The sequence below is a fragment of the Ruegeria sp. HKCCE4148 genome (genome assembly GCF_017872495.1).
In the GTDB taxonomy this organism is placed as follows: Bacteria; Pseudomonadota; Alphaproteobacteria; order Rhodobacterales; family Rhodobacteraceae; genus Ruegeria.
The window spans coordinates 238752-263861 of record NZ_JAEDOS010000002.1 but is presented as its reverse complement, the minus strand read 5'-3'; the positions used below and the strand labels follow the sequence as shown (position 1 = coordinate 263861).

The 25110-nt window shown below is 57.8% G+C and carries 22 protein-coding genes; 12 read left to right on the top strand and 10 right to left on the bottom strand.

The annotated features are described in order from the left end of the window. The first annotated feature begins 11 nt into the window (after positions 1-11). Complete coding sequence (locus tag I9187_RS06465) at positions 12-1562, top strand: efflux transporter outer membrane subunit (RefSeq protein ID WP_245223146.1); 1551 nt, start codon at positions 12-14, stop codon at positions 1560-1562. Positions 1563-1564: 2 nt separating this feature from the next. Here I9187_RS06465 and mprF read toward each other — a convergent pair whose 3' ends face one another. Both mprF and I9187_RS06455 read right to left on the bottom strand, forming a co-directional pair. Further along, positions 1565-4174 (bottom strand): bifunctional lysylphosphatidylglycerol flippase/synthetase MprF, encoded by a 2610-nt coding sequence (gene mprF / locus I9187_RS06460; protein WP_171174515.1) that lies wholly within the window; start codon positions 4172-4174, stop codon positions 1565-1567. Positions 4175-4274: 100 nt separating this feature from the next. Further along, positions 4275-4703, bottom strand: a complete 429-nt coding sequence (locus I9187_RS06455; RefSeq protein ID WP_171174517.1) for an Lrp/AsnC family transcriptional regulator — start codon at positions 4701-4703, stop codon at positions 4275-4277. Between the two features lie 86 nt (positions 4704-4789). On the opposite strand from I9187_RS06455, the gene rocF reads away from it, so the two are divergent. Beyond that, the gene (gene rocF / locus I9187_RS06450) at positions 4790-5710 is read left to right on the top strand and encodes an arginase (RefSeq protein WP_171174519.1); all 921 of its coding nucleotides are present in this window, start codon (positions 4790-4792) and stop codon (positions 5708-5710) included. After that, entirely contained in the window at positions 5710-6753 is a 1044-nt protein-coding gene (locus I9187_RS06445) for an ornithine cyclodeaminase (RefSeq protein WP_171174521.1), read from the top strand. The genes rocF and I9187_RS06445 overlap by 1 nt, the downstream gene beginning before the upstream one ends. A 138-nt stretch (positions 6754-6891) precedes the next feature. Here I9187_RS06445 and I9187_RS06440 read toward each other — a convergent pair whose 3' ends face one another. The 3 genes from I9187_RS06440 to dctP all read right to left on the bottom strand — a co-directional run bounded on the left by I9187_RS06440 (position 6892) and on the right by dctP (position 10007). Further along, positions 6892-8295, bottom strand: a complete 1404-nt coding sequence (locus I9187_RS06440; RefSeq protein WP_171174523.1) for a TRAP transporter large permease — start codon at positions 8293-8295, stop codon at positions 6892-6894. A 3-nt stretch (positions 8296-8298) separates the two neighbouring features. Beyond that, positions 8299-8928, bottom strand: coding sequence for a TRAP transporter small permease (locus I9187_RS06435; protein ID WP_209940117.1), 630 nt, complete (start codon positions 8926-8928; stop codon positions 8299-8301). Between the two features lie 62 nt (positions 8929-8990). After that, positions 8991-10007 carry a TRAP transporter substrate-binding protein DctP gene (dctP, locus tag I9187_RS06430; RefSeq protein ID WP_171174527.1) on the bottom strand — a complete coding sequence of 339 codons (1017 nt, stop codon included), beginning with the start codon at positions 10005-10007 and terminating at the stop codon, positions 8991-8993. Positions 10008-10412: 405 nt separating this feature from the next. Here dctP and acs point away from each other — a divergent pair, with 405 nt between their 5' ends. The 8 genes from acs (at position 10413) to I9187_RS06390 (ending at position 19811) form a co-directional block, all read left to right on the top strand. Beyond that, positions 10413-12377, top strand: coding sequence for an acetate--CoA ligase (gene acs / locus I9187_RS06425; protein WP_171174529.1), 1965 nt, complete (start codon positions 10413-10415; stop codon positions 12375-12377). A 7-nt stretch (positions 12378-12384) separates the two neighbouring features. Further along, positions 12385-13068 carry an adenylate kinase gene (locus I9187_RS06420; RefSeq protein ID WP_171174531.1) on the top strand — a complete coding sequence of 228 codons (684 nt, stop codon included), beginning with the start codon at positions 12385-12387 and terminating at the stop codon, positions 13066-13068. Positions 13069-13247: 179 nt separating this feature from the next. After that, a complete protein-coding gene (locus I9187_RS06415; protein WP_171174533.1) occupies positions 13248-13532 on the top strand; it encodes a DUF4212 domain-containing protein in 285 nt (94 codons plus the stop codon). A 15-nt stretch (positions 13533-13547) separates the two neighbouring features. Continuing rightward, positions 13548-15332: a sodium:solute symporter family protein gene (locus I9187_RS06410; RefSeq protein WP_171174535.1), complete on the top strand. Its 1785-nt coding sequence runs from the start codon at positions 13548-13550 to the stop codon at positions 15330-15332. Positions 15333-15440: 108 nt separating this feature from the next. Continuing rightward, the gene (locus I9187_RS06405; protein WP_209940116.1) at positions 15441-17264 is read left to right on the top strand and encodes a DUF294 nucleotidyltransferase-like domain-containing protein; all 1824 of its coding nucleotides are present in this window, start codon (positions 15441-15443) and stop codon (positions 17262-17264) included. Between the two features lie 24 nt (positions 17265-17288). Further along, positions 17289-17807, top strand: coding sequence for a hypothetical protein (locus I9187_RS06400; RefSeq protein ID WP_171234094.1), 519 nt, complete (start codon positions 17289-17291; stop codon positions 17805-17807). A 2-nt stretch (positions 17808-17809) separates the two neighbouring features. Beyond that, the gene (locus tag I9187_RS06395; protein WP_171174541.1) at positions 17810-19222 is read left to right on the top strand and encodes an exonuclease domain-containing protein; all 1413 of its coding nucleotides are present in this window, start codon (positions 17810-17812) and stop codon (positions 19220-19222) included. A gap of 88 nt (positions 19223-19310) precedes the next feature. Continuing rightward, positions 19311-19811, top strand: coding sequence for a flavin reductase family protein (locus tag I9187_RS06390; RefSeq protein WP_171174543.1), 501 nt, complete (start codon positions 19311-19313; stop codon positions 19809-19811). On the opposite strand, the gene I9187_RS06385 is transcribed toward I9187_RS06390, so the two are convergent. From I9187_RS06385 to I9187_RS06370, 4 genes are read right to left on the bottom strand one after another with little or no spacing between them, the layout of a single operon-like run. Continuing rightward, on the bottom strand, positions 19808-20287 hold the full coding sequence (locus I9187_RS06385; protein ID WP_171174545.1) for a DUF6505 family protein: 480 nt from the start codon (positions 20285-20287) through the stop codon (positions 19808-19810). The two genes, I9187_RS06390 and I9187_RS06385, sit on opposite strands and share 4 nt — an antisense overlap. Continuing rightward, positions 20284-20982: a biotin/lipoate--protein ligase family protein gene (locus I9187_RS06380; protein ID WP_171174547.1), complete on the bottom strand. Its 699-nt coding sequence runs from the start codon at positions 20980-20982 to the stop codon at positions 20284-20286. Before I9187_RS06380 ends, I9187_RS06385 begins: the two co-directional genes overlap by 4 nt. Further along, a complete protein-coding gene (locus tag I9187_RS06375) occupies positions 20979-22040 on the bottom strand; it encodes an Mrp/NBP35 family ATP-binding protein (protein WP_171174549.1) in 1062 nt (353 codons plus the stop codon). Before I9187_RS06375 ends, I9187_RS06380 begins: the two co-directional genes overlap by 4 nt. Continuing rightward, complete coding sequence (locus I9187_RS06370; protein ID WP_171174551.1) at positions 22037-22174, bottom strand: hypothetical protein; 138 nt, start codon at positions 22172-22174, stop codon at positions 22037-22039. Before I9187_RS06370 ends, I9187_RS06375 begins: the two co-directional genes overlap by 4 nt. Here I9187_RS06370 and I9187_RS06365 point away from each other — a divergent pair. Continuing rightward, positions 22173-22901 (top strand): hypothetical protein, encoded by a 729-nt coding sequence (locus tag I9187_RS06365; RefSeq protein ID WP_171174553.1) that lies wholly within the window; start codon positions 22173-22175, stop codon positions 22899-22901. The two genes, I9187_RS06370 and I9187_RS06365, sit on opposite strands and share 2 nt — an antisense overlap. Here I9187_RS06365 and I9187_RS06360 read toward each other — a convergent pair. Beyond that, a complete protein-coding gene (locus I9187_RS06360; protein ID WP_209509230.1) occupies positions 22895-24847 on the bottom strand; it encodes a 4Fe-4S binding protein in 1953 nt (650 codons plus the stop codon). The two genes, I9187_RS06365 and I9187_RS06360, sit on opposite strands and share 7 nt — an antisense overlap. Positions 24848-25110: the final 263 nt, after the last annotated feature.

The window sequence follows — 25110 nt, the reverse complement described above, 5'->3', positions numbered from 1 at the left end:
GGATGCGCGCCATGACACTCCGCCGGTTGCTGGGAACTGCCCTTTGCGCTGCTAGTCTGGTGGCTTGTGCGCCAGTGGGGCCGGATTTCGTGCGCCCGAACTCTCCGGTCGTGAAGCAATGGATCGAGGTGAACACCCCCAGCACCGGCCAAAGCGGCCTGACATCGCGCAGCGCGCCCGTGGTGAAATGGTGGGAGACGTTCAATGACCCCACCCTCAACAAGCTGATTGCGGAAGCTTATGCGCAAAACCTGACCCTTCAGGTTGCGGGTGCACGTGTGTTGCAGGCCCGTGCACAGTTGGGCATCGCATTTGGTGAGCTTTACCCGCAATCCCAGGCCATTGGCGGGTCGTTGCAGCGCCGACAAATCAGCGACAATCTTGGACCCATCGCTGATATCAACCGCATCATTCCGCTGGATACGGAATTTTCGACTTCGCAAGTCGGTTTCGATGCCCAATGGGAGCTGGACGTCTGGGGCGCGCAGCGGCGCGGGGTGCAGGCCGCGCGGTCCAACCTGGCACTTCAGGTGGCCAATTACGACGACGCTTTGGTGACACTGACCGGGGATGTGGCGGCCTTGTACGTCAATATTCGTGCGTTACAGGAGTCGCTTGCGGTCGCCCGCGAAAACATCAAGTTGCAGCAGGAATCTGCAGATCTGACCCAATTGCGTTTCAACAACGGTGTCACCACCGAGTTGGACGTGCAGGAGTCTACCGCCCTTCTCAACAACACCAAAGCTTTGGTGCCCGAGCTGGAAAGTGACCTGCAACAAACCAAGAATGCCCTGGCCGTGCTGCTGGGTGTCACGCCGTCCCGGATGACCAGCCTGTTGGGGAACTCGGGCCGCATCCCGTCCGCGCGGACAAATGTGGCTGTGGGTGTACCCGCCGAACTGCTGCGCCGCCGCCCGGATGTGCGGGCCGCGGAGCTGGCCGCAGCAACGCAATCGGCGCAGGTGGGCATCGCGATGGCGGATCTGTATCCGCAATTCGTGCTGTCCGGCTCGATTGGCCTACAGGCTTCGGGCGGGCGCGACCTGTTCAGTGGCAACAGCACCACCGGTCTGGCCAGCGCCGGTGTGGTCTGGAACGTGCTGAACTATGGCCGCATCAAGAACAATGTCCGCGCGCAGGATGCCGCCTATCAGGCGCTGATCGCCAATTACCAGAACACCGTGCTGACTGCGTATTCCGAGGTTGAAAGCGCAATGGTCGCTTATGCGCAGGCACGCAAACAGGTTGGGTTCTATCAGCAAAGCGTCGACGCTTCGCGCAAGGCGGCTGAGATTGCAGTCAGCCAGTACACGGACGGCATTGCCAGCTATTCGCGCATTCTGAACACGCAAACCGCGCTGCTACGCTCACAAGCCAATCTAATCGAAGCGCGTCAGCAAGTGTCCAGCAATCTGGTCGCGGTTTACAAAGGTTTAGGCGGCGGTTGGCAGATCCGTCAAAATCAGGAGTTTCTGCCCGAGACCGTCTTGGCCGAAATGGCCTATCGTACCGACTGGGGGGATCTGCTGCAGAAAACCCCAACCGGTGCCAGCCTGAACTGAACCTACTTTGTCAGACCGCGCAGCCCGCCTGAGATCAGGATATTGACCTCATAAAGGATACGCGGCGCGGCCAACCCGCCGGGGCTGGCCAGATAATTCGGGCTCCATTCCGGGTCGAACTTCTGCTTGAAGCTGCGCAAGCCTTCGAAATGATAAAACTGTTCGCCGTGCTCATAAACGAACCCTCCGATCCGGTTCCAGAGCGAGGCATGTTGCCGGTTTTCTATGCCTGAAAACGGCGCAGCCCCCAGCGAGAACCAGTGAAAACCCTGCTCTGCACCCCAAACCATCATCTCGGCAAACAGCGCATCCATCACAAAGCTGGGGCTGTCCGGCTCATACCGCATCAGGTCCAGCGACAGTTCGGATTTGTTGCCGCCTTGGAATAGGTTGGCGAACGCCTTGATCTTGCCTGTGTTTCCATCGCGCAATACCGCGTGGTCGAAATAAGACAGGTACTGATCGTCAAAGCCCCCAAGCGCAAATCCTTTTTCGGCGCCGGCCTTTTGCTCGAGCCAATGATCTGAAATCTCGCGCAATTCTGGCAAGACAGGTACCAGGTTTTCCTTTGGGATAATCTCGAACACATAGCCTTCCCGCTCGGCCCTGTTCTTGGCCTGCCGGAACCGTTTGCGCGACTTTCCGTCCAGCGAGAAATCTTGCAGCGGCACCCGCGCGACCTCACCAATTTTCAGGATCGACAGGCCCAAATCCAAAAAGGTCGGCAGGTATTTGGTCGAGACACTATAGAACGCGCACAGCTTTCCTTCACGGTCCGCCATTTCCCGAAGCTGCCAGATCAATTGGCGGCCAGCGGCCTCATCCCCCACCGGTTCGCCTTTTGAGATGACCGCGTTGCCGGTATCGGCGTAAGCGATGAAGGCCGTTTCATCCGGTGAGATCAGGAATTGCTTGTCACCGGTCAACGAGATCTGGGATTCAGTATCATCACTCTCCATCACCAGACGCTCGACGACCTCGGGAATTTCGGTGCGTTGCGGTGTCGGGATCTCACGCCCAAACAATGAGTTCACAGCGACCACGCCAACGATCACGGCAACAACGAGGCTCGAGCGTAAAAAGCGAGAGGCGTCGCCATTCCATGCAAACTCCCACCACAAAGCGTTTTGGTATTCCACATGGGAATACGCGAACAGCCCGATCCAGAAGATCACGGCAAGCAGCACCACGACACTGATCAGCCATGGGATGTTCAGGCGGAAAATTGATGCCCCACTGACCCGGTAAAACGCGCCACGGAACAAGGCCAAAACGCCTATCGTTCCCAACATCGACACCGCTTCGTGCATGTCCAAGCCCTTGGCAAGCGAGGCAAAGAATCCTGCCACCATCAGCAACATCGCAACTATCCAAGCGCGGTAGAGCTTGCGGAACAATCCGCGTGACACCAGCAAAAGCAGAACTCCGATGGCGCTTCCTACCAGATGCGAGGCTTCGACAAAGGACAGCGGCAAAACGTCTTTCAAAACACCAAGGTTCTGTGAACCGGCAGGCAGCGCCCCTGACACCAGCAGGATCACCCCGGCCACCGCTGCGACTCCGGCGGCAACAATGGGCACCATGGGGCGGATGGCCCGGTATACCCAGGTCGCGGCCCCACTTATCCTTTGGCGTTGCGTCAGCGCCGACGCTACCGCAATTGACAGGCTCGCAACAACAAACGGGACAAACGTGTAAACCACACGATAGAGCAGCAGCGCGGCAATAACATCCGACCGCCCCGATGCACCCAGCCCCGCGATCAGCGTAGCCTCGAACACGCCAATCCCGCCCGGAGCGTGGCTGAGGATGCCCACAGCAATGGCCGCGATATAGATTGTGAAGAAGTACGGATAGCCAACCCCCAGATCGTCCGGCATCAGAACATAGAGCACCATGGACGCGCCAAACAGATCGCCGATCGCGGCCAGCGTCAGAAGGCTGGCAAGCTTTCCACCCGGCAAATCGAAACCAACGCCTGCGAAGGACAACCGCCTGCCCCCGCGCGACAGCCAAATAAACAGGACGACCAATGCCCCCAGCAGCGACAGCCCGATGGCTGTTTCCACCGTCGGGCTGACCGGCACCACCTTGGATATGCCGTCAGGATGCAGGGTCAACAGCAGGCCCAGTATCAACACCAGCCCCATCCAGAACGCCACCCAAGAGGTCGCGATTACTCCGGCCACACGTCCCAGATCCAGCCCCAGCGACGCATAAATCCGGTACCGGATCGCAGTACCGGTGATGTAGGAAAAGCCAAGGCAATTTGATACGGCGTAACCACTTGCCCCTGCCATTCCAGCCACAGGCAAGGGCACTTTGCCCTCTGCCACGCTTTGCACCGCAAAAACATCATAGAGCGACAGAGAAAGAAAGCTGAACGCCGTCCAGCAAAGCGCGAATAGCATCAGCTTCCATGACGTTCCAGCGATATCGGTCTGCACATCCGACCATTTCACATGCGCCGACAGATCGTGCAAAACAGTCAGGGCGATTGCGGTGATCACAACGGGTATTGCGATGCGCAGCCAAGGCTTTTCCAGCATCGCCGTCATACGTTCCGCCCAATGCACAGCCAGAGGTTCGTCAGTTTTCTGCGAAGTGGTCATCCTGCACGTCCCTGCCTGTTTGCCGCGCCAGACAGTCTGCTGAATATTCAGACATCATCTGCCCTAAAACTCTGACACAAATTGTTTTCATCTCAAAGTGCTAGAGCCGCCCCTTGCGCGTGGACAGCAGCAAATTCGTCTCGGATCGCGTGATACCGTCAAAGCGGCGGATTTGAAACAGGACCTCATCCAGCTCGGCCAAGGTTTCGGTACTGATTTCTGCGATCAGATCCCAGCTGCCATTGGTCGAATGTATTGCTGTCACCTGCCGCAAGGCTGCTATCCGCGCCATGACGCGTTCTGTCCCGCGCCCTTCAATCTCAAGCATCATCAAACCGCGTACCGGGCTTTGCGCCAGATCCCTGCGAGTCAGGACAGTGAAACCGACGATTTCTCCGGATTGTTTCAGGCGCTGCAACCGACTGCGCACCGTGGTGCGCGTTACACCCAGGGTTTCCGAAAGCTCGGACAGACTGGCACGCGCATCACGTTGCAACGCATTGAGCAGTCTATTATCCAAATCGTCCATATCTTTTTCCCGTTAAGGATTTTCTCGACCCATTTTGAGCAATTTGCTGCCTTCACGCAAGACACTCTGCCAGCCTAAATGGACACATGGACATGAAGAAAATAATTCTCATCGGCGCGCCAATGGACGCTGGAAAACGTCGTCAGGGATGCCGGATGGGTCCGGACGCTTATCGTGTGGCCGGGCTGCAAGAAGCTTTGACCGATCTTGGCCATTCTGTTCAGGACCAGGGCGACGTGACCCCCGAAGAAACTGGCATGCCCGAACACCCGCATCTTTTTGCCCTGCCGGAATGTGTCGGCTGGACTCGGGCTCTTAGCCAAGCTGCACAAGCGGCCGCTGGTCGGGGCGTGCCCATCTTTATGGGCGGTGATCACGCGCTGTCCATGGGCACTGTCGCGGGCATGGCAGCCTACGCCGATCAGGTGGATCGGCCTTTGTTTGTGTTGTGGTTGGACGCGCATAGCGACTTTCACACACCGGACAGCACAGGCAGCGGCAACCTGCACGGAACGCCCGTGGCATATTTTGCTGGAAGACCGGGTTTTGACGCTTTCCCGCCCTTGCCTGCGGTGGTCCCGACGGATCGCGTTGGCATGATCGGCCTACGCTCTGTCGACCCGGCTGAGCGGCTGGCGTTGGAGCAGAATCACGCGATGTTGGCCGACATGCGCAGCATCGACGAACACGGGATCAAGGCCCCTTTGATGGCCTTTCTGGACCGTGTGCGCGCAGAAAACGCTCTGCTGCACGTGTCGCTGGATGTCGACTTCCTCGATCCCGCTATAGCTCCAGCCGTAGGTACAACGGTTCCAGGCGGAGCGACCGAGCGCGAAGCCCATCTGGCGATGGAGCTGCTACATGAGAGCGGGCTGGTCAGTTCGCTGGATCTTGTTGAATTGAACCCGTTTCTGGATGAACGCGGTCGCACCGCCAAACTTATGGTCGATCTGGCCGCCTCACTTATGGGCCGCCGCATCTTTGACCGCCCCACCCGGAGTTTCTGATGACCCAACCTTCTGACAAGGCCCTCGTGCCGTTTGTATCCGTCGACAACATGATGCGATTGGTTCATCACATCGGCGTCGAACAGATGATCACGCAGATCGCCGCACAGATCGAAGCCGATTTCAAACGTTGGGAGAGCTTCGACAAAACCCCACGCATTCCGGCGCATTCACCGCATGGTGTGATCGAGCTGATGCCAACCTCGGATGGTGAGGCCTACGGCTTCAAATACGTGAACGGCCATCCCAAAAATACTTCGGAAGGTTTGCAAACGGTCACGGCCTTTGGTCTGTTGGCGGATGTTTATACCGGCTATCCAACACTGCTGACCGAAATGACGCTGCTGACCGCACTGCGCACAGCGGCAACCTCGGCACTGGTCGGGCGCTATCTCGCCCCGACAAACGCAACCACCATGGCAATGATCGGCAACGGCGCGCAGTCTGAATTCCAGTGTCTGGCATTTAAGGCAATGTGCGGCATCAGTACAGTCCGGCTCTACGACACTGACCCTAACGCAACCGCAAAATGTTCGAAAAACCTGCGGGGCAAGGGTTTGACTGTTGTTCCCTGCACGACGCCAGAGGAGGCCATCGAAGGTGCCCAGATCGTCACCACCTGCACGGCAGACAAAAAATACGCAACCATCCTGACCGACAACATGGTTGGCCCCGGTGTTCACATCAATGCCATCGGTGGCGACTGTCCGGGCAAAACAGAACTGCACCGCGATATCCTGCTCCGCTCGGACATTTTCGTTGAATACCCGGAACAGACCCGTATCGAAGGAGAAATTCAGGCGCTGGACGAGGATCATCCGGTGACCGAGATGTGGCAGGTCATCAACGGTACCGCCAAAGGGCGCGTAGATGATCGCCAGATTACGTTGTTCGACAGCGTAGGTTTCGCGATCGAAGATTTCTCGGCCCTGCGCTATGTGAAACAAGCGATTGAAGGCACAGGTTTCTTTGAGCCTTTGGACATGCTGGCCGATCCGGATGATCCGCGCGATCTGTTCGGAATGCTGATGCGAGCCGGGTAAAACGCAGTCATGGGGGCTCTGCCCCCGCCGCGCTGCGCGCGCCTCCCCCGAGGTATTTTCGGCCAGATGAAGATCGGATCCCTTGCTTCATCTGGCCCAAAAATACCTCGGAGCGCGAGGCAGAGCCTCGCTCCCCTGCTAACCCGCAAGCGACGGCAGGTAGAGAACAATCCCCGGGAATGCCACAAGCAATGCGATGGTCATCGCATCGGCGATGAAAAACGGCGTCACGCCTTTAAACACATCCTGAACGCTCAGGTCCGGGCGCACCCCGGCCACGACAAAGCAGTTCAGCCCAATGGGCGGCGTGATCAGGCAGAACTCGGCCATCTTGACCACCAAAATACCAAACCAGATGGCGCACATCGGGCCGGACATGCCAAAGGCGCTGTCGGCTGCGCTCACAGTTTCACCTCCGTTCAGCGCCATGACCGCTGGATAGACGACGGGCAATGTCAGCAACAGCATCCCGATTGCATCCATGAACATGCCCAGCACCGCATAGGCCAGAAGGATGCAGATCAGGATCATCATCGGGGACATCTCAAGCCCGGTAATCCAGTCGGAAAACGCACCAGGAAGGTCTGCGAAGCCAAGAAACCGCACATAGATCAGAACGCCCCAGATGATCGAGAAGATCATGGCCGTCAGCTTGGCCGTTTCCAAAAGCGCGGATTTGAATTCCTTCCAGCGCATTCCATGAAACAGGGCGAAACAGAACACAATGAAGGCCCCGATTGCGCCGCCTTCCGTAGGGGTGCCCCAGGCTTTGTCTCCGAACGGGTTGTAGACAAAGCAAATGATGATCAGGATCACGGCCACAATCGGAATGGCGCCTGGTAAAGCGGAAAAACGCTCTTTCCAGGTGAAGCCAGTAACAGGTGGACCGACGGTTTTGAAGATCACTGCAATCCCGACAATCAGCAGGCCATAGATGATTGCAGAGAACGCACCCGGTATGAATCCGGCCAGCAGCAGCTTGCCGACATCCTGCTCGACGATGATGGCGTAGATCACCAGAATGGCCGAGGGTGGGATAAGCGAGGCCAGTGTTCCACCCGCAGCGACAACACCCGCTGCAAAGCGTTTGTTATACCCCACCTTCAACATCTCAGGGATAGCAATGCGAGCAAAGACGGCAGATGTGGCAACCGATGCCCCGGATACGGCAGCAAAACCGGCGGTGGCGAAAATTGTGGACACGGCGAGCCCACCCGGAACCCAGGCCACCCAGCGTTTGGCGGCTTCGAATAATGCGCGCGTCAGGCCAGCATAGTAGGCCAGATAGCCAATCAGGATAAAGGTCGGGATCAGGCTGAGCGTATGAGCTGCAACCTTAGAATGCGGAACCTGCCCCGCGGTCTTGACCGCAACCGTCAAGGCTTTGCCCAACCGGTCCGGGTCATAGCCAAACTTGGCCCAGAATATCCAGACCAGCCCAACCAATCCCGCCAGCCCTGCTGCGAAAGCCACTCGCATGCCGGCAACGACCAGAACCAGCAGACCGCCTGTGACCCAAAGGCCAATATCAATCGTGTCCATGTTCTAGTCCTGCCCTTCGAACTGTTCGGCCTCAGCCGCCGCTTGGGCCGCAGCATCCTGAAGAAGTGGAACCGCCACAGGGGTCTCGAGCCCCAGCACAAATGCACGCCCATAGCCCCACACCTGAAGCACCAGCCGCGCGCACAACACCGAAAAGGCTACGGGCGCCAACAGCTTGGCCGGCCACAAGGGAATACCGATGTCGATGGAACTGTCTCTGCTCCAGAGCGGCGCACCAAAGTCGAAGGACCGGTCGAAATGGGACCAACTGCCCCACACAAGTGCCAGCATCAACACCAAGATCAGAAGGACCGAGATCAGCTCGAACAGCCACAAGGCCCGGCCGTGAAGCCGCGAGATGACGATATCCATGCGGATATGCCCGCCGTCGCGCTGCACAAAAGAGATGCCCAGGAAAGCAATCAGTGGCATCGCCTGTTCGATCCAGTCGACATAACCGGGCAACGGCGCGTTGATCGCGTTGCGCCCGCTGACCGAAACGACGGCCAGAACCATCAATCCAAAAACCGCTATGCCGCTGATCAATGCAAGAAAGCGTTCAAGCTTTAACAAATGCCGGTCCAGCTGGCTTAGACGGCTACCGTCTTCCAGCACCGTGGCCTGTCCTGCCATTCCGGTGGTTCCTTGTTCTTGAAAGTGAACCGGGCACCCGACGGGGCACCCGGTCTAAAAGATCAGTTACCGCCGCGCTGCTGCTTCAAAGTGGTTTGAACCAGATCATACAGGTCTTGCGCCGGCAGCCCCTGTTCCGTCATGTCTGCAATCCATTTCTCTCGGATCGGATCTGCGGCTTTGGTGCGGAATTCCTCGATCACGGCGTCGTCAATCATCACCTTCTGCACACCCTTTTCTTCGAGGACGCTGTCCCACTGTTCGAGCAGACCGCCATAGTTCGCTAGGTAGTGATCAATCGCCTCGTCAATTGAGCTGTCCAGCGCTTCGCGATGCTCGGCAGGCAGTGCTTCATAGGCGTCGATATTCACAACCACGGGACAGTTCACCGTGCCAGGGTTCAGGTTGGCCGTCCACCAATCAGCCTCGTTGATCGTGCCGAAAGACAAGTGTGCATGCTGGGCGAAGGCCACTGTATCCACAACACCCGATTCCATTGCATTATAAGCTTCGGTTGCCGGGACTGAAGTTGGCACACCACCCACAGCCTCGAACGCTTGGCCCAAACCGCCCGTTGCACGGACACGCATTCCGTCGAACTTAGCCAATTGGTCGCGGGGTTCGCCCGTACCCACGATATTATACTGCGGCATGGGCGAGGTCATGATGATACGGGCATTCCACTGCGCCATCTCATCTTTGACCGCCGGGTGATCATATACAGCGTGGCTTACAGCAACCTCTTCTTCAAGATTGTTTACACCAAGGAACGGCAGTTCCAGAACGGTGATCGCCCGGTTCTTGTCGCGGTGATAGCCAGCGCAGAACTGAGCCATTTCAAAGGCCCCGATTTCGATACCATCCAGGTTTTCGCGTGGTTTGGACAGGCCACCATAGCTGACATTGATCGTGAACTCTCCATTTGTCTTTTCGCTGACAAGCTCGGAAAGCTTTTCGACATGTTCCGTAAATGCGCGGCGCTTGCCCCAGACGGATGCATTCCACTCGGTCGCGGCAGCCTCGCTGACAAACGCAAAGCTCAAGGCGGCGACGGCAGCACCGCTCAACATATTTTTCATGATTTTGTCTCCCTTTGGTGCGCCTCTTCCCGAAGCGCTTGCAACGAAGCTAGCGCCAACATTCGGATGTGCCAACCCTCAGGGTCGCATGTGTTCCTAGATCCGAGACCACAAGGAACACCTGGCCAAGTTTGCCGACCGTAGAAACGCGCGAAACCACCAGGAGTAATCGTTACATTTATGTCTCTGTTAAATAGTAATTTATTCAATTTAGACCGTAAATTTTTACAAAAATAAGCAACGCGCCGAAATTTCTTTACAAACAAATCCAAAGATTACGGCAATTTATTTATTTATTTTCTGAACCCGGTAATACTTTGACCGGGGAGGAACGGGATCGACTTTGCTGAACAATCGGGCAAAAACGACCCAACGTAATCCAGTCCAGAGGGAGGAGCCTCAAAGATGACCACCGCTGCCCAGGCAGATGCCAAGACCTATCCGCCATCCGCAGACACTGTTGCTCGTGCACATGTCGATGCTGCGAAATACGCAGACATGTACGCCGCCTCAATCTCTGACCCCGACACGTTTTGGGGTGAGCAAGGCAAGCGCGTCGATTGGATCAAGCCCTTCTCACAGGTAAAGGACGTCAACTACGACTTCGGCTCGGTCAAGATCAACTGGTACGCTGATGGCACGCTAAACGTTTCGGCCAACTGCCTGGACCGCCATCTAAAGACACGTGGCGACCAAACAGCCATCATCTGGGAGCCGGACGATCCAAATGATCCGGCGCAGCATATCTCATACGCCGAACTGCACCGCCGTACCTGCCGGATGGCCAACATCCTGGAATCGCTGGGCGTGCGCAAAGGCGACCGTGTTGTCATCTACCTGCCGATGATCCCCGAGGCCGCTTATGCAATGCTAGCCTGCGCACGGATCGGCGCCATTCACTCGATTGTTTTCGCTGGCTTTTCGCCCGACGCGCTGGCAGCTCGGATCAATGGCTGCGACGCCAAGGTTGTGATCACAGCGGATGAAGCGCCACGTGGCGGTCGCAAGACACCGCTGAAGTCCAACGCGGATGCGGCCTTGCTACACTGCAAAGACAGTGTGAAATGTCTGGTGGTCAAGCGCACCGGTGGTCAGACCACCTGGATCGACGGGCGCGACTTTGACTACAACGAAATGGCGCTTGAGGCGGACGACTACTGCGCGCCCGCCGAGATGAACGCCGAAGATCCGCTGTTCATTCTTTATACATCCGGTTCAACCGGACAGCCCAAGGGCGTTGTGCACACCACTGGCGGCTATCTGGTTTATGCCTCGATGACGCATGAGATCACCTTCGATTACCACGAAGGCGACGTGTACTGGTGCACGGCGGACGTGGGTTGGGTCACCGGCCACAGCTATATCGTCTACGGCCCGCTGGCCAATGGCGCGACCACGTTGATGTTCGAAGGCGTTCCGACCTTCCCAGATGCTTCGCGCTTTTGGCAGGTCTGTGAAAAGCACAAAGTCAATCAGTTCTACACCGCGCCAACCGCGATCCGTGCGCTGATGGGACAGGGCAACGAGTTTGTCGAGAAATGCGACTTGAGCGATCTGCGCACGCTGGGCACAGTGGGTGAGCCGATCAACCCCGAAGCCTGGAACTGGTACAACGACGTCGTTGGCAAGGGCAAATGCCCCATCGTGGACACTTGGTGGCAGACGGAAACCGGCGGTCACCTGATGACCCCCCTGCCCGGTGCACATGCGATGAAGCCCGGTTCCGCGATGAAGCCGTTCTTTGGCATCCAGCCTGTCGTTCTGGACCCTCAGTCGGGTGTCGAGATCGAGGGCAACGGCGTCGAGGGTGTTCTGTGTATCAAAGACAGCTGGCCCGGTCAGATGCGCACCGTCTGGGGCGATCATGAGCGGTTCGAGAAGACCTATTTCTCGGACTATAAAGGCTACTACTTCACCGGTGACGGCTGCCGCCGTGACGAAGATGGTGACTATTGGATCACCGGCCGCGTCGATGACGTGATCAACGTGTCCGGTCACCGCATGGGCACGGCCGAGGTCGAAAGCGCGCTGGTCGCTCATGCCGCAGTCGCTGAGGCTGCCGTGGTCGGCTATCCCCATGAAATCAAAGGGCAAGGCATCTATTGCTACGTCACCTTGATGAATGACCGCGAGCCTTCGGATGAGCTGTTGAAAGAGCTGCGCACCTGGGTCCGCACGGAAATCGGCCCGATTGCCTCGCCGGATGTGATCCAGTGGGCCCCTGGCCTGCCCAAAACACGTTCGGGCAAAATCATGCGCCGTATCCTGCGCAAGATTGCCGAGAACGACTTTGGCAGCCTGGGTGACACGTCGACACTGGCCGACCCGTCGGTTGTCGAAGACCTGATCGAAAACCGTGCGAATAAGTGAGGACGTGATGGACGCTGCCACGATCACCACTCCCGCCGTTCTGATCCTTCTCGGCCCTCCGGGCGCCGGGAAGGGCACACAGGCCCGTATGTTGGAAGAGAAATTCGGGCTGGTTCAACTCAGCACCGGCGACTTGCTGCGCGAGGCTGTCGCGGCTGGTACAGAAGCAGGTCTTGCCGCCAAAGCCGTCATGGAAGCGGGCGACCTGGTCAGTGACGACATCGTCATCGCCATCCTACGCGACCGTATGGCCCAGCCAGATTGCGCCAAGGGCGTCATTCTGGACGGCTTCCCCCGCACTACGGTTCAGGCCGAAGCGCTGGACGGACTGCTTGCGTCGAACAATCAGAAGATCAACGCTGCGATCAGCCTTGAGGTCGAAGACGCCGAAATGGTGATCCGCATCTCGGGTCGCTACACCTGCGCCGGCTGTGGCGAAGGCTATCACGACACGTTCAAAAAGCCTGTCGAAGACGGCACATGCGACAAGTGTGGTCACACTGAATTCAAGCGCCGTGCGGATGATAATGCCGAAACCGTGGCGTCGCGGTTGGCAGCTTATCACGCACAGACCGCGCCATTGATCACCTATTACAAAGGCCATGGCGTGCTGCAACGCACCAACGCCATGGGCAAGATTGAAGACATCGCCCGCGACCTGGAGGAAATCGTCAGCGGCGCGATGAAGTAAGGGGAGGAGATCGGCCGCAAGGCCTTGATCCTTAAAAGAATACTTCAATGAACCGCCTTGGCGGAACAGAGAAGTTTTGCCGGACGTCACGGGGCGTTTGGTACAATCGAGAAGCGGTCCGCGTCACTGGAGGAATTGGGCACGGGCCGCCCAACGAGGAAGCGAAGGAGGAACCCGCGATGGCGGATCATTCAACAAACTCCGCGCAGGCGTCCGAAGCCGATAAGGGCTATTGGCAAGCCAACCTGCGCCTCATTTACATCAGCCTCGCAATCTGGGCGCTGGTGTCGTTTGGATTCGGCATTCTGCTGCGTCCATTGCTGTCGGGGATCGCCGTTGGCGGAACCGATCTGGGCTTTTGGTTCGCACAACAGGGATCGATCCTGGTCTTCTTGGTGCTGATCTTCAACTACGCCTGGCGCATGAACAAGCTGGACGCCGAATTCGGCGTAGACGAAGAATAAGGGAGAGCGGGGATTATGGATCAGTTTACCATCAACCTGCTGTTTGTTGGCGCATCATTCGCGCTATACATCGGCATCGCGATCTGGGCCCGCGCGGGTTCCACATCGGAGTTCTACGCCGCCGGTCGCGGCGTTCACCCGGTCACCAACGGTATGGCGACAGCGGCGGACTGGATGTCTGCGGCCTCGTTCATCTCGATGGCGGGCCTGATTGCCTTTACCGGCTATGACAACTCGACATTCCTGATGGGTTGGACCGGTGGCTACGTGCTGCTGGCTCTGCTGCTTGCGCCTTACCTGCGCAAGTTCGGCAAATACACTGTCTCGGAATTCATCGGCGACCGTTTCTACAGCCAGACCGCACGCGTTGTTGCGGTGATCTGTCTGATCGTTGCGTCGGTGACCTACGTTATCGGTCAGATGACCGGTGTTGGCGTGGCCTTTGGCCGCTTCCTTGAGGTGTCGAACACGTCCGGTCTGCTGATCGGTGCTTGTGTGGTCTTTGCCTACGCGGTGTTTGGCGGGATGAAAGGTGTGACATACACCCAGGTTGCTCAGTACTGCGTGCTGATCACAGCCTACACCATCCCGGCGATCTTCATCTCGCTGCAGCTGACCGGCACGCCGATCCCTGCTCTGGGTCTGTTTGGTGACACCGCAAGCGGTGAGCCCCTGCTGACCAAGCTGGATGCAATCGTGACCGAGCTGGGCTTCAACGAGTACACCGCCCACCATTCGAACACGCTGAACATGGTTCTGTTCACGCTGTCGCTGATGATCGGTACCGCCGGTCTGCCGCACGTGATCATGCGCTTCTTCACCGTGCCGAAAGTATCTGACGCACGTTGGTCGGCTGGCTGGACTCTGGTCTTCATCGCGCTGCTGTACCTGACCGCCCCTGCGGTTGGCGCAATGGCACGTCTGAACATCACCGACATGATGTGGCCCAATGGTGGCATCGAAGGTGGCGCTGTCTCGGTCGAGGAAATCGACACCGATCCGCGCTATGACTGGATGAAAACCTGGCAGAAAACCGGTCTTCTGGATTGGGAAGACAAGAACGGTGACGGCAAAATCCAGTACTACAATGACAAGTCCGAAGCCATGGCTTCCATTGCGGAAGAAAACGGCTGGGTCGGTAACGAGCTGACCAAGTTCAACCGTGACATCCTGGTTCTGGCCAACCCCGAAATCGCCAACCTGCCGGGTTGGGTGATCGGTCTGGTCGCTGCCGGTGGTCTTGCGGCTGCTCTGTCAACCGCTGCGGGTCTTTTGCTAGCGATTTCGTCAGCGGTGTCCCACGACCTTGTCAAAGGTGCGATCAACCCGCAAATCTCTGAAAAGGGTGAATTGCTGGCTGCTCGTATCGCAATGGCCGTCGCCATCGTTGTCGCAACCTACCTGGGTCTGAACCCACCCGGATTTGCGGCGCAAACCGTGGCCCTGGCCTTTGGTCTTGCGGCAGCCTCGATCTTCCCGGCGCTGATGATGGGGATCTTCTCGACCCGCATCAACAACACCGGCGCGGTTGCAGGTATGCTGGCTGGTCTGGTTGTGACCCTGGTCTACATCTTCCTGCACAAGGGCTGGTTGTTCATTCCGGGTACCAACTCGTTCACCGATGCTGACCCGCTGCTGGGTCCGATCAAGTCGACCTCGTTCGGCGCAATCGGTGCGATGATCAACTTTGCGGTTGCCTACGTTGTTGCAGGCGCGACCAAAGAGACTCCGCAGGAGATCAAGGATCTGGTCGAAAGCGTACGCATTCCCCGTGGTGCGGGCGCAGCTCAGAACAAATGAGCTTGATGCGGTCGTTGGTTCTTGCCTTCGACCGCGTCTTTCGATCCACTGTTCCCGCCCAGCACATCACTGGGCGGGATTTTTTAACCAGAACACCGGAGACGACACATGCCCCTGTCCCATGACGAAATAGCCCGGTTTCTGAAATCCGTTCATCCCTATGACGCGTTGCCTTCCGACGCCCTGGATCAGATCGTCAAACAGATCGAGGTCTGGGAAGTTGAGGAAGACGCCTCGGTCTTTGAGCTGGGCCACAAGTTACCCGGGGTGTTCGTGATCTATGAAGGACAGGTCGAAATTACCGATGAGAACGGTGCCATCGTCTCTCATCTGGGTCTGCGCAATTCCTTTGGCGAAAGGGGCCTGCTGAAAGACGGCAAAGCCGCCACCAAAGCCCGCGCGCATACGCCGTCAGTTCTAATGGTTCTGCCACCGGATCTGGTCCGGAGTTTGATCGATAACCATGATGTTGTGGCAAAGTTCTTTGACCGCACACGTGGCGACCGCAGTGGTCCGCAAAGCCTGGCTACCAGTTCGATCGACGTATTGATGGCGCATAACCCGGCCACCTGCCCCGCTGACACGTCGGTTCAGGACGCCGCGCGGATCATGCGCGACAAACATATTTCGTCGCTCTGCATCACGGACGGTGAAAGCTTGCAGGGCATTGCGACCCTGCGGGATATCTCGGGCAAATACGTTGCAGACGGCCTACCCGCCTCCACGCCCATTTCTGAAATCATGACCGCGAACCCGGTTACATTGTCGCCCAGCGATATCGGGTCGGATGTGCTGCACATCATGATGGAGCGCGGCATTGGCCATATCCCGATCTCCGAAGGCGGTCGGCTGGTCGGGATCGTGACGCAGACCGATCTGACCCATTATCAGGCCGTGAACTCGGCCGAGCTGGTGCGCCGCATTGCGCAGGCTGACACGGCCGAAGAAATGGCACGCGTGACCGAAGAGATCCCGCAGCTTCTTGTGCAGCTGGTTGCCGGCGGGAACCGGCACGAAATTGTCACCCGACTGATCACCGATATCGCGGATACCGCCACGCGACGCCTATTAGCACTCGCCGAAGCTGAACTGGGCCCGCCCCCGGTACCCTATCTGTGGCTTGCATGCGGGTCTCAGGGACGGCAGGAACAAACCGGCGTATCGGATCAGGACAATTGTCTGATGCTGGATGACAGCGTGACCGATGAAGACATGGCCTATTTCACCAGGTTGGCGAAATTCGTCTCGGACGGGCTGGACATTTGCGGGTACTTCTACTGCCCCGGCGACATGATGGCGACCAATCCGCGCTGGTGTCAGCCGGTGCGCGTCTGGCGCGATTATTTCACAGGATGGATCGCCAAACCAAACCCAGAGGCGCAGATGCTGGCCTCGGTCATGTTCGACCTGCGCCCTATCGGCGGCGCGTTTGAGCTGTTTGCCGACCTTCAGGCCGACACACTGGCAGCGGCCAGAGCGAACTCGATCTTTGTGGCGCATATGATTTCGAACTCGCTGAAACACACGCCCCCGCTTGGCCTGTTGCGCGGGTTCGCCACCATTCGCTCGGGCGAACACCGCAATACGCTGGACCTCAAACACAATGGTGTTGTGCCCGTCGTAGATCTGGCCCGGATATACACGTTGCAGGGCGAGCTGACCGAAGCCAACACCCGTGCCCGCCTGAAAGCGGCCGAGGCCAGCGGTGTCCTCAGCCCGTCTGGGGCTCGGGATCTGCTGGACGCTTACGACCTGATCGCTGAAACCCGCCTGGAGCATCAGGTTCGGCTGGTTAAGTCAGGTGAAAAACCCGACAATTATCTGCCACCGTCCGATCTTTCGGACTTTGAGCGAAGTCATCTACGCGATGCATTTGTTGTGGTAAAAACAATGCAATCGGCGGTTGGCCACGGCAAGGGTATGCTGGGCTAAGACCCCCTAGAACGGAGAGACCACATGTTTCTGGAATTGATCGGCACTATCTTTGCGGGCTTCGCGTTTGCGGGCGTCGTGCTTGTGCTGAACAAGCTGACCGGTGGGCGCTTGCCGAAATGGACCACTCCGGTTGCGGCGGGTCTGGGCATGATCGGCATGACCATTGCCAGCGAGTATTCCTGGTACGACCGCACCCGCGATCAACTGCCGGATGAAATGGCCATCGTGCAAGAGGTGGAAAGCCGTGCTTTCTATCGCCCCTGGACATACGCGGTGCCCTTCGTAGATCGTTTTGCCGCCATTGACACGATATCGGTTCGCAGCAATGAAAATGTTCCAGATCAAAGACTTGTCGACCTATACTTCTTTGGCCGCTGGGCTCCAGTTTCAAAAGTGCCGGTGGCTGTCAACTGTGTTGAAAATAGCCGCGCCAATCTAGCAGACGGTGCTGAATTCGCTGATGATGGTCGGTTGATTAACGCGGACTGGATTTCAGCCGAGGCCAACGATCCAATCATCGAGACCACCTGCGGGGTCTGATCATGCTCACCAATTTGAGCCTTAGGCTCAGGATTTTTTTGTTCTTCTGCTTGCTGGCATTCGGCGGGATTGCGATCAGCGCAGTTGCGCTGTGGATTTCCTATGCCCGCGCAGGAAATCCCGACCTTTTGGGTGACTTCATTTTTGCAGAAATCCTGATCGCGTTTGGGCTGCTTGCTTTGATCGCAGGTGTCTGGCTGCTGTTTGACGACAATATTGCCAAGCCAATTGAACGCCTGTCGGCCCAACTACGGGCCCGAGCGCATGCCGGGGTCAGTACGGATCTGGACATGCAGGCTGCGCGCTATCTGGGGGATCTGGCCCCCGCAGCGGCAGGTCTGGCGGAACAACTGGCGTCAAACGCCATGCGAACCGCCGAAGCCGTAGCATCGGAAACCGCGTACTTAGCAGCAGAGAAACAACGTCTCACCGCCCTGCTGACCGAGATACCGGTCGCTATGTTGCTGGCCAGCCCAAAGCATCAGATTGTGCTGTATGATGGTCAGGCCGCCGAGGTTCTGGCCCAGATTGCACATCCTCGACTGAACGCGTCGCTTTTCGAGTACATCGAGGCCACAGGCCTGACGGATGCCTATGCCAAAATGGGAAAAACCGGCAAAGACGTTTATTGTACGCTGAACAGCGTAGATGGCCGGCAAACCTATTCTGCGCGGATGAAGCCCCTGGGCGACGCGCCCGGCTACATGCTGGTCTTCGAAGACAGTGCCGCCCAAATGTCCCCTGATGAGGCGCGGCCTCTGGTTTACGATTTTGAGCTGCTCGACACGCCAGGGGATGACGCGTTTGAAAATCGCACCTTGTCGGATCTGTGTTTCGTCGTCTTCGACACCGAGACCACCGGGCTGCTTCCTCATAAAGATGAAATCGTTCAGATCGGCGCGGTGCGCGTGCTCAACGGCAAGATCGTTCAGGGTGAACATTTGGACATGCTGGTGAATCCGGGCATCCCGATACCACCTGCTTCGACCAAAGTGCACAAGGTCAGTGACCGTATGGTTCAGGGCGCACCCGACATCACTGAGGCCGGGCGCGTATTTCATCAGTTCGCCCGCGACGCGGTGATCGTGGCGCATAACGCACCCTTCGATATGGCGTTCCTGCGTCGTCACGCCAAGCGGATGGAGGTCGAATGGGATCACCCGATCCTCGACACGGTTCTGCTGTCTGCCGTGCTGTTCGGAGCCAGCGACACACACACGCTGGACGCGCTGTGTGAACGGCTGGAAATCACGATCCCCGAGGCCCTGCGCCACACTGCGCTGGGCGATGCGGTCGCCACGGCCGAAGCGCTGGTCAAGATGCTGCCGATTCTGCAGGCACGCGGCATGACGACCTTCGGTGAAGTCATAATCGAAACACGAAAACACGGGCGCTTGCTGGAAGACCTGAACTGACAGCTTAAATTGCAAGCAGCAGTCAGCTTTTCATGGACAATCCGAGCCTCGCGTGGCACCTGATGCGCGGCCAAGGAATACGCGCGCAATGACCGAAAAGACTTTCATACCCACCCCGGAACAAAGCCCGGCCTTTCGCGAGGCCCTGGGGTGTTTTGGCACCGGTGTCACTGTGATTACCACGCAAACCGAAGGTGGACCGCGCGCGATCACCGTGAATTCCTTTGCCTCGGTCTCATTGGACCCTCCGCTGGTGTTGTGGTGTCTGGCCAAGGAATCGTTCCGTTTCGACGCTTTCAGCAGCTGCGAACACTATTCGATTCATGTGATGGCACAGGATCAGCAAGAGCAGGCGCTGCTCTTTGCGCGTGACGGCACAGACTTCTCACATGCAGATTGGACTGAGGATGAGACCGGTCGCCCGCAATTGACCCAATGTCTGGCGCGGTTCGATTGCCGTCTGCACGCGCGGCACGACGCTGGTGATCATCTGATCATTGTGGGACAAGTGGAACAGGTTATGTACCGCACAGGAAAGGGCCTGATTTTCAAACGCGGCCAGTTCGGCGGGTTTGTCGATCTGATCTAGTCGTCGAGGGATCCATGAACTGCCAAAGCCTCAAGCTGCGCATCCTGCGGCGTGATCACACGATAGGCTTCGTGCACGCCAGTTTCAGACAGTTCTCTGGCCACGGTCAACAGCGTGTTGGGCGCATGATCTTCGCACAGCTCTGACATATGATCGACTTCCGCCTGCGCCACGCCAAGCGCTGCCTCAACTGAAGGCGCACCATAGAACTGCACAAAATGGTCGGCCAGATTGCGGGCGATCTGATCTTTCTCTGCCGGTTCGATCTGCGTCACGGCCACAAATGTCACGCGGCCAAAGGTTTCAAGACCCAGCCAGCCATTCGCAAAGGCCTGACGCGCCTTGCCTTCAAGATCTGCATCGCTCCAATTCGAGAACTCGAACCCGCCAGACACACACCATTCCCCGGTGCGCGCCGGAGAATGAAACACGTTCATGTCGCTTTCGTCGAAGTGAATTGCTCGGGCCAGTTTCATCTTCCGTTCTCCAACACTTCGGTCAGGGGACGCAGGTGCGTTTCGGATCCGTCCCGGATCAACATTCCAAACCGTTCATCCGTACCCAAAAAAACACCGCCATGATCCAGCGGATCTCCTACACCGCGCAGCAAACCCATCCATTCAGCGTGCAGCGGCGCGTTACCATCTTCCTGCCAGCGGTTCAGCCAGGTCAAAGTATGACGCGACCAGCTTTCAACCAATTGTGTGGCGGATACGTCTGCACATCCCTCGTCGTAAAGCGCGGTGACATCTGGTGTTTCACCCGGGGCCTCGCTGGTTTGCAGCAGCGCCAGTTCCCAACCTACGATCAACCAGTCCGGCTCCTGATCAGCGGACACATCCGAAGAGGTCACCCGAAACTTCCCGCATTTTGCGCCATTCACGCAGATCAATCCGTCCCAGCCCAAATGCACAGCAACCTCTGGCGGGGCCAGAGCGCCCAGCGCGTTCTGAAACCCTACGGCACACAGTGGCAGCATTGCCATCGCGTCCTGCAACGGCACCTCAGGCGCAAAGACGATGGCAACGCGCAGACGGTCGGCCTGAATGTTGTAAACGACCGTTCCCGCGTCGCATCCCAGCGCGGCCATTGCCTGCGCCCTGTCAAACGGGTCTTCCCCACCCTGAACCGGGTGACCCGTCAGCAAAGGGGGAAAGACCGGCTGGCTCATGCGAAACCGTTTGAGATCAGGTCGCGTGCGATCTTGCGGAACGACTCGGCCTGTGGACTATCGGGCTTGCTGACCACGATGGGCGCGCCTCCGTCAGCGGCCACGCGGATGTCCAGATGCAGTGGGATTTCACCCAGCAGCGGTACACCCAGAGATTCCGCCTCGGACGCAACACCGCCATGACCAAACACATGTTCTTCGTGCCCGCAGTTGGAGCAGATATGGGTCGACATGTTTTCGATCATGCCCACGATCGGGGTTTTGAGCTGATTGAACATATCGATCCCCTTGCGGGCGTCGATCAAAGCCACGTCCTGCGGGGTTGAGACCACGATGGCACCGTCCACCTGGAACTTCTGGCTCAGCGTCAGCTGCACATCGCCCGTTCCCGGTGGAAGGTCGACGATCAGAACGTCCAACGCGCCCCACTGCACCTGCCCCATCATCTGTTGCAATGCGCCCATCAACATGGGTCCACGCCAGACAACAGCCTGACCTTCGTTGGTCATCAACCCCATGGACATCATGGTCACGCCGTGATTGCGCAAAGGCAGAATGGTTTTGCCATCGGGGCTGGCCGGGCGACCGGACACACCCAGCATCCGGGGCTGCGACGGACCGTAAACATCCGCATCCAGCAGACCGACGCGCCGTCCTTCAGCGGCCAGCGCACAGGCAAGGTTTGCAGAGACAGTGGACTTACCGACACCGCCCTTACCCGAAGCAACAGCAATAATCCGATCAACACCCGGAACGGCCTGCGGCCCGGTTTGCGACGGTTTGGGTTTCGGTTTCAGATCCGGCGGAGCCTTGTCGGAATGCGCGGTCATCATCGCCGATACATTGGCCACACCGGCGACCATCTGCGCGGCTTTCTCGGCCGTCGCTCGCACGGGCTCCATCTTTTCCGCGTGCTTTGGATCAATCTCAAGCACAAATCGTACGGTATCACCTTCGACATTCAGCGCACGCACGATACCTGCGCTGACAATATCTTGACCAGACACCGGGTCAGTGATCTTTTTCAGGTTCGCCAGAACCGCGTCACGAACACTCATGCCTTGCCCCCTTCGATATGCCCGTGTGACAGGGGCGTGCGTGTCACCAAATTCTGGTCGCCGCTCATTGCATGTGTCTCCGTCTCTTTCAGTTTATTTGACGCACCGCGCCCTGCCCCGTTAGGCTGAGCCATGCGCTTTGTCCTCTTGTGCCTGAGCCTCACGTTCTCTGCCACCCCCTCCTTGTCTCAGGAGGCGATTGGCCTTGCGGCCCCGGCCGAGGTGAAAGACTCGGGTCTGTTGCAACATATTCTTCCTCGCTTCTCTCTCAAGACCGGGATTCGCGTTATTGCGGATGACACAGGTGTTATGGTCCTGAATCCCGCTCCGCCCGGCGATCCGGTCTTTGCCCGCGATGATGTGATCTACCATCTGACCATCGAAGACAATAAGCGGCAGGCCCGCTTTCGCGATTGGCTGCGTTCGGATATTGGAAAGCGCACCGTTGAAAGTTTTGCGCCAGCACAAGGCGCGCCCTTTACCGCCAGCTTCGATCTGACGGTCACTGAGTCGGAGGAAACCGTTGACGGTAATACCGTGCTTGGCGAAGAACTGTCGATGACCCATTGCGGACGATGCCATGTGATCGGACCCAAAAACCGAATGAACGGGCTGGGCTCGACCCCATCGTTTGCCGTCCTGCGCGCGATGCCGGACTGGTCCGAACGGTTCGAGGCTTTCTTTGCTCTCAACCCCCATCCTGCGTTTACACAGATCGACGGACTGACGCCGCCATTTGACCCCGAGCGCCCTTCTCCGATCCATCCTGTTCAGATGACTCTGGACGATCTCGATGCAATCCTCGCGTTTGTCTCGCGGATGAAAGCCGCAGATTTGGGGGCTCCGCTGCAGCTTCAATGATCTTTTCTATCTGAATAATAATCGTCAGTCGTAACGACCCGTGGTTTAGGCTTTGACTGGAAGGGATTGTCCTGCTGCTGAAACTGCACATTAACCCGGCAATTGTCGCACATCTGGATCATCCGCGCCTGATCCGAACTGGCAAACATCGGGTGTGTGCCCGAAAGCTTTTCCATGATCCGCTCCACAGTGGATTTCACCCCAAACAACGCACCGCATTCAACACAAGCGAAAGGTTCTTCTTCGTTGAGTACCTGCTGGGACAGGGCCGCATCGCTCAGATCAAGCTGTGGAACCAAAGTGATTGCCTCTTCGGGGCAGATCGTCTTGCACATTCCGCATTGCAGGCAGGCATCCTGCTGAAAGTTCAGCTGCGGCTTGTCCGGATTGTCGATCAAAGCCCCTGATGGACACAGCGACACACAGCTGAGGCACAGGGTGCAACTGTCCGTGTTCACTGCAACCGCACCATAAGGCGCGTTATCGGGCAGTGGCAATGGAGTGTCTGCCTGCGGATTTAGCGCCTGCGCGGCCAAGCGTGTGATCTGTCGACGGTTCCCCAATGGAAGAACCGGTTCGGCCAAAGGTTGCGGCACGTCTTGACCATAGAGCAGATCAGACATGGCGTCCGGATCAGCCTCATCAATCAGTCCAATCCCATCAGCGCCTGCGATCGCGCGCGCCAGAGCAATCTCGTGGTCCAGCGAATCCCGTTCGGTTGTGGGTGCAAGCAATACATCCACACGGACAAAACCATGCGCCAAAGCGGCAAGCATCTCGGCGTGGCCAAAACCGGATATAACATTTAGTTCCAGCGGGATAACATCCGAAGGCAAACCACGACCAAAGCGCGCAGCCAACCGGATCATCTCTGCCCCATGCGCATCATGAATCAAAAGCCGGGGCGCGGCCCCTCCTGCTCGTCGATAGGTGCGCGCCAGGACGTGCATCCGGGACAACAGCGCCGAAACGGTCGGATCCTCGTAAGTGATCGCCGTCGACGGACACAGTGCGGCACACGCACCGCATCCGGCACATACCATCGGGTCGATGCTCACATGCTCACCCGCTGGTGTTATCGCCCCGGTCGGGCAGATATCCAGACAGTTTGTACAACCCACCTGTTCCGCCCGTGAATGCGCACACAAGGATTCTTCCAATCTCACGTACAAAGGCTTTTCAAAGGTACCAACAAGCTGAATGGCCTCAAAAGCCAGGCGTTCAACGGCCACCACGTCTTTTGGATCAGCCCTCAGATACCCTTCGCGCTTGTTGGGGGCCTGGACGAACGGCGCGCCGCCTGTCAGGTCCAGAATAATGTCGCAGGCAGATTGTGCTCCGTTCCTGGGCTCGGTCCAGGCAAAGGCACCACGCCCGCCCGGCACGACCTGTTGCACGGCGTCCAGACGCAGTGAAAACCCGCCCAGCGCCCCTGACACGGACTTCACCCGTCCGCGTACCACATCGAAAGCGCGCGAGGTCGGCTCTGCCTGATCCGTAGCCAGAACAGTCACGGCCAAAGTTCCCACCAACTTCTCAGCCAGATCAAAACCCACCGCGCCGGGGCCAACGATGAAACAAGTTCCTTCGCTGATAACATCGACGCTGGGTGTGACGGGCTGCGGCAACAGCGCCTCAGCCGCCAGTGCAGCCATCTTTGGCGTTGCATCCGTACCCTGTTCAGACCAACCCGCACGGTCGCGTAGGTCGAAGAAGCCAGGCACGTCGATATCCAAATCTTCGGCAAGGGACTGGAACACGTCCTGCTCTTGCAGGCAGGCGATCACGGTATCTCCGTCTTGCATCAGTTCGGCAGCAGATTGCAGTTGGGTCGTGCAAAGCGCTGTATGCACCTTAGAACAACTAACACCACAGGCGCTTTCGATCCTGTCGGGATCCAATTCCTGAGTTCCTGCGCAATCGCATAGCAGTAGTTTGGTGCCCATTTTCCCTCCCGCGGGATGCTCTCCCCATCCCATGAACCTTAGGCTGTACGCACATCCCGGCAACTTCAACCCCCTGCCGTGCGCAGTTATTTACCCCTCATTCGCGCAGAAAATCGAAGGAAACAAACGCGTTTTCGGCTCCGTTCACGCAGTTGCGACCAAAACATACGACCAAAGTCTAAGGACACAGGCTTGGCACAAAGACACAATGTGTACCATAGTGTTCATGCAAAGGCAGGGGAGAGCCTTTCGGGGAGGAGCCA

Bases quoted from the DNA above. Each gene is read 5' to 3' on its own strand.
- I9187_RS06400 (WP_171234094.1), top strand. From the start codon at position 17,289: ATGTTTCTGGAATTGATCGGCACTATCTTTGCGGGCTTCGCGTTTGCG.
- acs (WP_171174529.1), top strand. From the start codon at position 10,413: ATGACCACCGCTGCCCAGGCAGATGCCAAGACCTATCCGCCATCCGCA.
- I9187_RS06420 (WP_171174531.1), top strand. From the start codon at position 12,385: ATGGACGCTGCCACGATCACCACTCCCGCCGTTCTGATCCTTCTCGGC.
- I9187_RS06455 (WP_171174517.1), bottom strand. From the start codon at position 4,703: ATGGACGATTTGGATAATAGACTGCTCAATGCGTTGCAACGTGATGCG.
- I9187_RS06360 (WP_209509230.1), bottom strand. From the start codon at position 24,847: ATGGGCACCAAACTACTGCTATGCGATTGCGCAGGAACTCAGGAATTG.
- I9187_RS06385 (WP_171174545.1), bottom strand. From the start codon at position 20,287: ATGAAACTGGCCCGAGCAATTCACTTCGACGAAAGCGACATGAACGTG.
- I9187_RS06440 (WP_171174523.1), bottom strand. From the start codon at position 8,295: ATGGACACGATTGATATTGGCCTTTGGGTCACAGGCGGTCTGCTGGTT.
- dctP (WP_171174527.1), bottom strand. From the start codon at position 10,007: ATGAAAAATATGTTGAGCGGTGCTGCCGTCGCCGCCTTGAGCTTTGCG.
- I9187_RS06365 (WP_171174553.1), top strand. From the start codon at position 22,173: ATGCGCTTTGTCCTCTTGTGCCTGAGCCTCACGTTCTCTGCCACCCCC.
- I9187_RS06445 (WP_171174521.1), top strand. From the start codon at position 5,710: ATGACCCAACCTTCTGACAAGGCCCTCGTGCCGTTTGTATCCGTCGAC.
- I9187_RS06370 (WP_171174551.1), bottom strand. From the start codon at position 22,174: ATGGCTCAGCCTAACGGGGCAGGGCGCGGTGCGTCAAATAAACTGAAA.
- I9187_RS06465 (WP_245223146.1), top strand. From the start codon at position 12: ATGACACTCCGCCGGTTGCTGGGAACTGCCCTTTGCGCTGCTAGTCTG.
- rocF (WP_171174519.1), top strand. From the start codon at position 4,790: ATGGACATGAAGAAAATAATTCTCATCGGCGCGCCAATGGACGCTGGA.
- I9187_RS06435 (WP_209940117.1), bottom strand. From the start codon at position 8,928: ATGGCAGGACAGGCCACGGTGCTGGAAGACGGTAGCCGTCTAAGCCAG.
- I9187_RS06415 (WP_171174533.1), top strand. From the start codon at position 13,248: ATGGCGGATCATTCAACAAACTCCGCGCAGGCGTCCGAAGCCGATAAG.
- I9187_RS06410 (WP_171174535.1), top strand. From the start codon at position 13,548: ATGGATCAGTTTACCATCAACCTGCTGTTTGTTGGCGCATCATTCGCG.
- mprF (WP_171174515.1), bottom strand. From the start codon at position 4,174: ATGACCACTTCGCAGAAAACTGACGAACCTCTGGCTGTGCATTGGGCG.
- I9187_RS06405 (WP_209940116.1), top strand. From the start codon at position 15,441: ATGCCCCTGTCCCATGACGAAATAGCCCGGTTTCTGAAATCCGTTCAT.
- I9187_RS06390 (WP_171174543.1), top strand. From the start codon at position 19,311: ATGACCGAAAAGACTTTCATACCCACCCCGGAACAAAGCCCGGCCTTT.
- I9187_RS06375 (WP_171174549.1), bottom strand. From the start codon at position 22,040: ATGAGTGTTCGTGACGCGGTTCTGGCGAACCTGAAAAAGATCACTGAC.
- I9187_RS06380 (WP_171174547.1), bottom strand. From the start codon at position 20,982: ATGAGCCAGCCGGTCTTTCCCCCTTTGCTGACGGGTCACCCGGTTCAG.
- I9187_RS06395 (WP_171174541.1), top strand. From the start codon at position 17,810: ATGCTCACCAATTTGAGCCTTAGGCTCAGGATTTTTTTGTTCTTCTGC.